This is a genomic window from Streptococcus fryi (assembly GCF_053206505.1).
The window spans coordinates 1-7,415 of record NZ_JBRUGW010000050.1 but is presented as its reverse complement, the minus strand read 5'-3'; the positions used below and the strand labels follow the sequence as shown (position 1 = coordinate 7,415).

Sequence of the window (7,415 nt, the reverse complement as noted above, 5' to 3'; positions counted from 1 at the left end):
TTCCATATGAGTCTTTCTAATGATGGTTTGCTTGCTTTTCATTATAGGTCATATGGGACTTTTTGATACTCAAAAGGCCCTATAATCTCTATGGTGGAGTTACCCACTACAGAAATTATAGAGCCGTTTTTTTATTCTAGGTTTGACTGTCATTTCAGTCTGATGTGAGTCTACATGATGTCTTATGTTAGAATATTATTATTTTCCTAGACAGAATTGACTAAAGAGTTGTGTGATTAACTCATCTGGAGCAGCATCACCGACGATTTCACCTAATATTTCCCAAGTGCGTGTCATGTCTACTTGCAAAAGATCGACAGGCATGCCTAACTCGAGCCCTTGATTCACAGCATGAAGGCTATCAACAGCTTTTTCGATCAAAGCGATATGACGGGCATTGGATAAATAAGTGGCATCTTGCTCGACGATACCGGCATTATCAAAGAATAGCTGGTTGATTCGATCTTCAATATGGTTGATATTGTCATTTTTTAGCACAGATATCGGGATAACATCTTCGGGGAGTTCAGACAAATCAAGAGCTTGGGGTAGATCTGTTTTGTTGAGCAAGATAATGCGGTTGCTGTTTTTGCTGATGTCTAGTAGGATACGATCTTGTTCAGTCAAGCTTTCTGACCAATTTAAGACTAAGAGAATCAAATCGGCTTCATTTAAAGCTTTACGGCTACGTTCCACACCGATTTTTTCGACAATGTCGTCAGTGTCTCGAATACCAGCTGTATCAATCAGTTTTAGAGGGACACCTTTGAGATTGACATATTCTTCAATCACATCGCGCGTGGTTCCGGCAATATCGGTGACAATGGCTTTTTCTTCTCGAAGCAGCGTGTTGAGTAGACTTGATTTTCCGACATTGGGACGACCAATAATAGCTGTCGCTAAGCCTTCTCTAAGGATTTTTCCACGTTTAGCTGTTTTTAAAAGATTGCTCAAGAGCGTTTCAAACTCTTTGGTTTTTTCACGCATAAGTGCAGTTGTCATCTCTTCAACATCGTCGTATTCAGGATAGTCAATATTGACCTCAACTTGCGCTAAGGTTGTTAGGATTTCTTGACGAATGCTACGAATGAGTGTTGATAGTGAACCATCTAGCTGTTTTAGAGCAATGCCCATTGCTTTATCTGTTTTAGCGCGAATGAGATCCATGACAGCTTCGGCTTGTGTTAAGTCAACTCTACCGTTTAGAAAAGCACGTTTAGTAAATTCACCCGGTTCTGCCAAGCGAGCACCCTCACGAATGACCAACTGTAAAATTTCATTAGTAACAGCAATCCCACCGTGTGTGTTAATCTCAACAACGTCTTCACGTGTGAATGTTTTAGGGGAGTGCATAATACCGACCATTACCTCATCAAGGACCTGTTCTGTTTTAGGATCAATGATATGACCGTAGTTTAGGGTATGAGAAGCGACCTGATTAAGATCTTTTCCCTTAAAAATACGCTGGATAATTGGTCTTGCTTGCTGACCTGATAAGCGAACAATACCGATAGCTCCTTCACCAAGTGGTGTAGCAATAGCTGCAATGGTATCAAATTCCTTAGTTATACTCATTATGTTTTCCAATCTTTCTTAGGCTTATTACTGTTTAAAATTCTAGCATATCCAAGGTCAAAAGACAATGATAAGAACTATCGACCAGAGGAATCGCTTTCATTTTTGGTGTTACAGATGGTAAAGCTTAAGGAAATATGATACAATTAATAATGGTATAAACACTTATGATAGCAAAGGAGAAAGCATGGACGCTTTAAAAAAACGTGCGGGTATTAAGGCGGCTGAATATGTCACTGACGGTATGATTGTCGGTTTGGGGACGGGTTCAACAGCTTATTACTTCGTAGAAGAAATTGGACGCCGTGTTAAGGAGGAAAATCTGCAAGTTCTATGTGTAACGACCTCTAGCCAAACAACCAAACAAGCAGAGTCCTTGGGGATACCATTGACATCAATTGATCAGATAGATAGTATTGATGTCACAGTAGATGGTGCCGACGAGATAGATAAGGCTTTTAACGGTATCAAAGGCGGTGGTGGTGCCCTACTGATGGAAAAAATCGTTGCTGTCCCAACTAAGCACTATATCTGGGTTGTGGACGACAGTAAGTTGGTTGAGACATTAGGTGCTTTTAAATTACCAGTTGAAGTCGTTCAATACGGAGCAGAAAAACTTTGTCGTTTCTTTGAACAAGAAGGTTATCGCCCAAGTTTTCGTGAAAAAGACGGTCAACGTTTTGTGACAGATATGGGGAATTACATCATAGACTTGGCTCTTGAGCAAATTGAGGATCCAATTGCTTTGGGGCAAACGTTGAAAAATATCGTAGGTGTGGTAGAACATGGCCTGTTTAATCAAATGGTTGATAAGGTTATTGTAGCTAGTCAATCTGGAGTACAGGTCTTAGAAGCACGTCAAAAATAGAAAGAGGAAATCATGGCAACATATAATCGTATTCATTTAGTAGTACTAGACTCAGTTGGTATTGGAGCAGCACCAGATGCGGACAAATTCTTTAACGCAGGTCATCCAGATACCACATCTGATACATTAGGTCATATTTCAAAAGAAGTAGGATTGAATGTTCCAAATATGGCTAAGATTGGACTTGGAAATATTCCGCGTGACGAGGCCTTGGCAACAGTACCAAAAGAGGACAATCCGACAGGTTACGTTACTAAATTAGAGGAGGTTTCACTAGGTAAGGATACCATGACAGGTCACTGGGAAATCATGGGACTTAATATTACAGAACCGTTTGATACTTTCTGGGACGGTTTTCCAGAGGAAATCTTGACCAAAATAGAAGCATTTTCAGGGCGCAAGGTTATCCGTGAGGCTAACAAGCCTTATTCTGGTACGGCAGTTATTGATGATTTTGGACCTCGTCAGATGGAAACAGGTGAGTTGATTATTTACACTTCTGCAGATCCTGTTCTACAAATTGCAGCTCATGAAGAGATTATTCCACTAGAAGAACTTTACAAGATTTGTGAGTATGCAAGATCAATCACTTTAGAACGTCCAGCATTACTTGGACGTGTTATTGCTCGTCCTTATGTTGGTAAACCAGGTGAATTTACTCGTACAGCCAATCGTCATGATTATGCAGTATCGCCTTTTGCACCAACTGTTCTAAATAAGCTTGCTGATGCAGGTGTTGCTACATACGCAGTTGGAAAGATTAATGACATTTTCAATGGTTCAGGTATTACGAACGATATGGGGCATAATAAGTCAAACAACCACGGTGTTGATACTTTGCTAAAAACCATGGATTCACCTGAATTTACAAAAGGTTTATCATTTACCAATCTTGTTGATTTTGATGCTGCTTACGGACATCGTCGTGATACAGAAGGCTACCGTGACTGTTTACATGAATTTGATGATCGTTTGCCTGAAATCATTGCTAAGATGAAAGAGGATGATCTCCTTTTAATTACGGCAGATCATGGTAATGATCCAACTTATGTCGGTACTGACCATACACGTGAATATGTTCCATTGTTGGCTTATAGCCCATCATTCAAAGGTTCAGGAGTATTGCCACAAGGTCACTTTGCAGATATTTCTGCAACAATCGCTGAAAACTTTGGAGTAGATACAGCCATGATTGGTGAAAGTTTCTTGTCTGAGTTGGTTTAACCGTAGTCATCTCATATAGAATATATAAGACAGTCAACTAAAATAAAGTAATAAAAAGCTGTACATTTAGATGTTGTAAAGTGCTTAACAATGACCATACTGTTTTTAAGAATATTAGTCTGAGAAAGAGAGAAAGATATGTCATTATTATCAAAAATTACAGAAACAAAAACATATTTAGAAGAAAAAGGGCTTGTCAAACCTGAGTTTGGTTTGATTTTAGGCTCAGGGTTAGGTGAGTTAGCCGAAGAAGTTGAAAATGCTATCGTCATTGATTATGCAGATATTCCAAACTGGGGACAATCAACCGTTGTTGGTCACGCAGGTAAATTAGTTTATGGTGATTTAGCAGGGCGTAAAGTTATTGCTCTCCAAGGCCGTTTCCATTTTTATGAGGGTAATCCAATTGATGTTGTGACCTTCCCTGTCCGTGTCATGAAGGCACTTGGTTGTGAAGGTGTTATTGTTACCAATGCAGCTGGAGGTATCAATTATGGTCCAGGGACTTTAATGGCTATCACAGACCATATTAACCTCACAGGCCAAAACCCATTGATTGGTCAAAACTTAGATGACTTCGGTCCTCGTTTCCCTGATATGTCGGATGCTTATACATCAGCTTATCGCGAAAAGGCACATGCCATTGCTGAAAAGCTTGGTATAAAGCTTGATAACGGAGTTTATATAGGTGTTACTGGTCCTACTTATGAGACACCAGCTGAAATCCGCGCCTTTAAAACGATGGGGGCTGATGCTGTCGGAATGTCAACTGTGCCAGAAGTTATTGTTGCAGCTCACTCTGGCATGAAAGTTCTTGGTATTTCAGCGATTACAAACTTTGCGGCTGGTTTCCAGTCTGAACTCAATCATGAGGAAGTTGTTGAAGTTACACAGCAAATCAAGGGAGACTTTAAAGCCTTGCTGAAAGCTATTTTAGCAGAATTATAATTGTAAAAAAAAGGAATAAAACTATGTCAATTCATATTGCTGCCCAAAAGGGAGAAATCGCAGATAAAATTTTACTACCAGGAGATCCACTTCGTGCTAAATTCATAGCCGAGAATTTTTTAGAAGATGCCGTTTGTTTTAATGACATTCGTAACATGTTTGGTTACACTGGAACCTATAAAGGTCATCGCGTCTCTGTCATGGGAACAGGTATGGGAATGCCCTCTATTTCCATTTATGCTCATGAGTTAATCACTCAGTACGATGTTAAACGACTCATCCGTATCGGTACAGCAGGTTCGCTAAACAAAGATGTTCATGTGCGTGAGCTTGTTTTGGCGCAAGCAGCAGCGACCAATTCAAACATTATTCGTAACGATTGGCCAAACTATGATTTTCCACAAATAGCAAGTTTTAACTTACTTGATAAAGCCTATCATATTGCAAAAGAGCTTGGTGTAACCACCCACGTTGGTAATGTGTTATCATCGGATGTGTTTTACTCAGATTTCTTTGATCTCAATCTCAAATTAGGTACGATGGGTGTACATGCCGTTGAAATGGAAGCAGCAGCGCTATACTATCTTGGTGCCAAACATCAAGTTGAGACGTTAGCGATGATGACAATTTCAGATAGTTTAGTCAATCCTGAAGAGGATACAACAGCAGAAGAACGTCAAAATACCTTTACAGATATGATGAAGGTAGGTCTTGAAACATTGATTGCAGAATAATCTTTTAAGAACAACGGCTTGAAACATTATCTAAAGGAATAAAAATCTGAGGGGAGGTAACATTTAACCTTGAAGTGTTCAATGTTATCTCCCTTTTAATATCATAATAGGAGGGCAGTTGAGTGGCTGAAAAAACCAATACCGATATTGAGGCCTTATTATCCGTTTATGCTTACACACCTGCATTACATGTGATTGCAACTGATTCGCGAGTTTTAACAGATGATTTCATGACCTTATTACAGCTGATGCAAAACCGTAGCAAGTTAGAAATAACGCCTCTGTTTGAGAATGACTGGCATAGCTATTTTAAAACAAAATACAATTTTGACCTATATCACAATAGTCATGATGAAGAATTGATTGCCAATTACATCATGGTTTTAGAAACGCAACTGAAAAAAGGCGATACGATTGATTTTGTGAGAGCTGTTAGTCCAGTCATCTATCGTTTGTTTCTAAGATTAGCACAACAACAGATTGCTGACTTGATGGTTTATTTTGTCAACGCCAAAGATGATCGCTATGACATGTGGCAACTGCAAAAGATGTTAGATAGTGATCATGTATGGCTACAAACATTTGCCAAGAAAACGGGTGATCGTCGTGTGACCTCAAAAAGCTTACAAGATTTATTACTTTTATGTGATATACCTGATGACATAAAAACAATGATTTCTCATTTACGCCGATTTGAAAAGTCTGTTCGTAACCCACTAGCGCACTTGATAAAACCTTTTGATGAAGCAGAACTTTACCGCACAACCCAGTTTTCATCTCAGGATTTCTTGGAGAAAATCATTAATTTAGCCTTGTATACGGGGATTCATTATAATAAGAAGTTATTTTATTTTGATCAGGCGAATCAGATGCTGATCAGTTTACTAGGCAAAAACGACTAGAAGAATGCCCTTCTAGCCGTTTTTTAGTGGATTTGTATGAACAACCTCGTCCTTAAGGTATTGGATAAAGGTCTCTCCCATTTGAGAGAGATTAGCTTTTTCATGTTGTAGATAGACAATATCAATGACGTCGTCAACATCAAGCGGGATAGAAACAATATCATTACCATTGAGCTTACTGTTTAACACACCCGTGGCAAGTGTATAGCCATCAAGACCAATCAAGAGATTAAAGAGTGTTGCACGGTCACTAACCACGATTGATTTTTTGTGGGATAATTGTGCGAGGACTTCTTCTGCAAAGTAAAAGGAGTTGTGTATCCCTTGATCATAGCTCAAGTAAGGAAACTCTTCCAGATCTGATAACTGAATCATCTTTTTATTCGCTAAGGGATTTGTTTTGCTAATAAAGACGTGTGGCTTAGCGCTAAAAAGAGGTGTAAATCTTAGTTTGTTATCCTCAAACATTTTCATCAAAACCTCTCTGTTGTAGTTGTTCAGAAAAAGCACACCTATCTCACTTCGGAAATTCTTGACATCATCAATAATTTCCCATGTCCGTGTTTCCCTCAAAAAGAGTTCATATTGAGACATATCTGCATTTTCAAGAAGAGAAACAAAGGCATTCACAACAAAGGCATAGTGTTGTGAGGAGACGCTAAAAAGCTGGCGATTTTCGGTTTTATTTTTATAGCGTTCTTCTAAGAGTTTGGTTTGTTCAATCACCTGACGGGCATAAGCCAGAAATTCCATCCCATCTTTGGTTAGGGTAATACCTTTTGGATGCCGATTAAAAATCGTTATCCCCATTTCCTTTTCCAAATCCCTAACAGCATTTGATAGGCTAGGCTGTGTAATATATAACTGTTTGGCAGCTTCATTCATACTGCCAGTTTCCACGATTTTAATGATGTAATGTAATTGTTGAATCCTCATGAACCTATTCTACCACAAAAGAATAATCAGACCAACTAGATAGCAGTTGATGGTATAGAGTAGTGAGATTTGGATGGTGAGGAACTTTCAGAAATGACCTTTTATAGTCATTTAGTTTTAAAATAGTATTCTAAAGCAGATTGAACAGAACATCCTGTTCTTAACAACTCAGTCACCTTTCTTTTTAGAGTAGCCCAAAACTGTTCAATGGGATTGAGTTCAGGAGAA

7 protein-coding genes are annotated in these 7,415 nt (G+C 38.9%); 5 read left to right on the top strand and 2 right to left on the bottom strand.

All coding sequences use genetic code 11. The features are described 5' to 3' along the window. Positions 1 to 198: 198 nt before the first annotated feature. Positions 199 to 1,575: a tRNA uridine-5-carboxymethylaminomethyl(34) synthesis GTPase MnmE gene (mnmE, locus tag ACVRZH_RS09580; RefSeq protein WP_447455063.1), complete on the bottom strand. Its 1,377-nt coding sequence runs from the start codon at positions 1,573 to 1,575 to the stop codon at positions 199 to 201. A gap of 187 nt (positions 1,576 to 1,762) precedes the next feature. Here mnmE and rpiA point away from each other — a divergent pair, with 187 nt between their 5' ends. The 5 genes from rpiA (at position 1,763) to ACVRZH_RS09555 (ending at position 6,251) form a co-directional block, all read left to right on the top strand. After that, positions 1,763 to 2,443, top strand: coding sequence for a ribose-5-phosphate isomerase RpiA (gene rpiA / locus ACVRZH_RS09575; RefSeq protein ID WP_447455062.1), 681 nt, complete (start codon positions 1,763 to 1,765; stop codon positions 2,441 to 2,443). A 12-nt stretch (positions 2,444 to 2,455) separates the two neighbouring features. Further along, complete coding sequence (locus tag ACVRZH_RS09570; protein WP_447455061.1) at positions 2,456 to 3,667, top strand: phosphopentomutase; 1,212 nt, start codon at positions 2,456 to 2,458, stop codon at positions 3,665 to 3,667. A 138-nt stretch (positions 3,668 to 3,805) separates the two neighbouring features. Next, on the top strand, positions 3,806 to 4,615 hold the full coding sequence (locus ACVRZH_RS09565; RefSeq protein ID WP_447455060.1) for a purine-nucleoside phosphorylase: 810 nt from the start codon (positions 3,806 to 3,808) through the stop codon (positions 4,613 to 4,615). A 23-nt stretch (positions 4,616 to 4,638) separates the two neighbouring features. Then, on the top strand, positions 4,639 to 5,349 hold the full coding sequence (gene deoD, locus ACVRZH_RS09560) for a purine-nucleoside phosphorylase (protein WP_447455059.1): 711 nt from the start codon (positions 4,639 to 4,641) through the stop codon (positions 5,347 to 5,349). A gap of 122 nt (positions 5,350 to 5,471) precedes the next feature. After that, positions 5,472 to 6,251: a Gbs1250 family HEPN protein gene (locus tag ACVRZH_RS09555; protein WP_447455058.1), complete on the top strand. Its 780-nt coding sequence runs from the start codon at positions 5,472 to 5,474 to the stop codon at positions 6,249 to 6,251. Positions 6,252 to 6,263: 12 nt separating this feature from the next. On the opposite strand, the gene ACVRZH_RS09550 is transcribed toward ACVRZH_RS09555, so the two are convergent. Beyond that, positions 6,264 to 7,187, bottom strand: coding sequence for a LysR family transcriptional regulator (locus tag ACVRZH_RS09550; RefSeq protein WP_447455057.1), 924 nt, complete (start codon positions 7,185 to 7,187; stop codon positions 6,264 to 6,266). Positions 7,188 to 7,415: the final 228 nt, after the last annotated feature.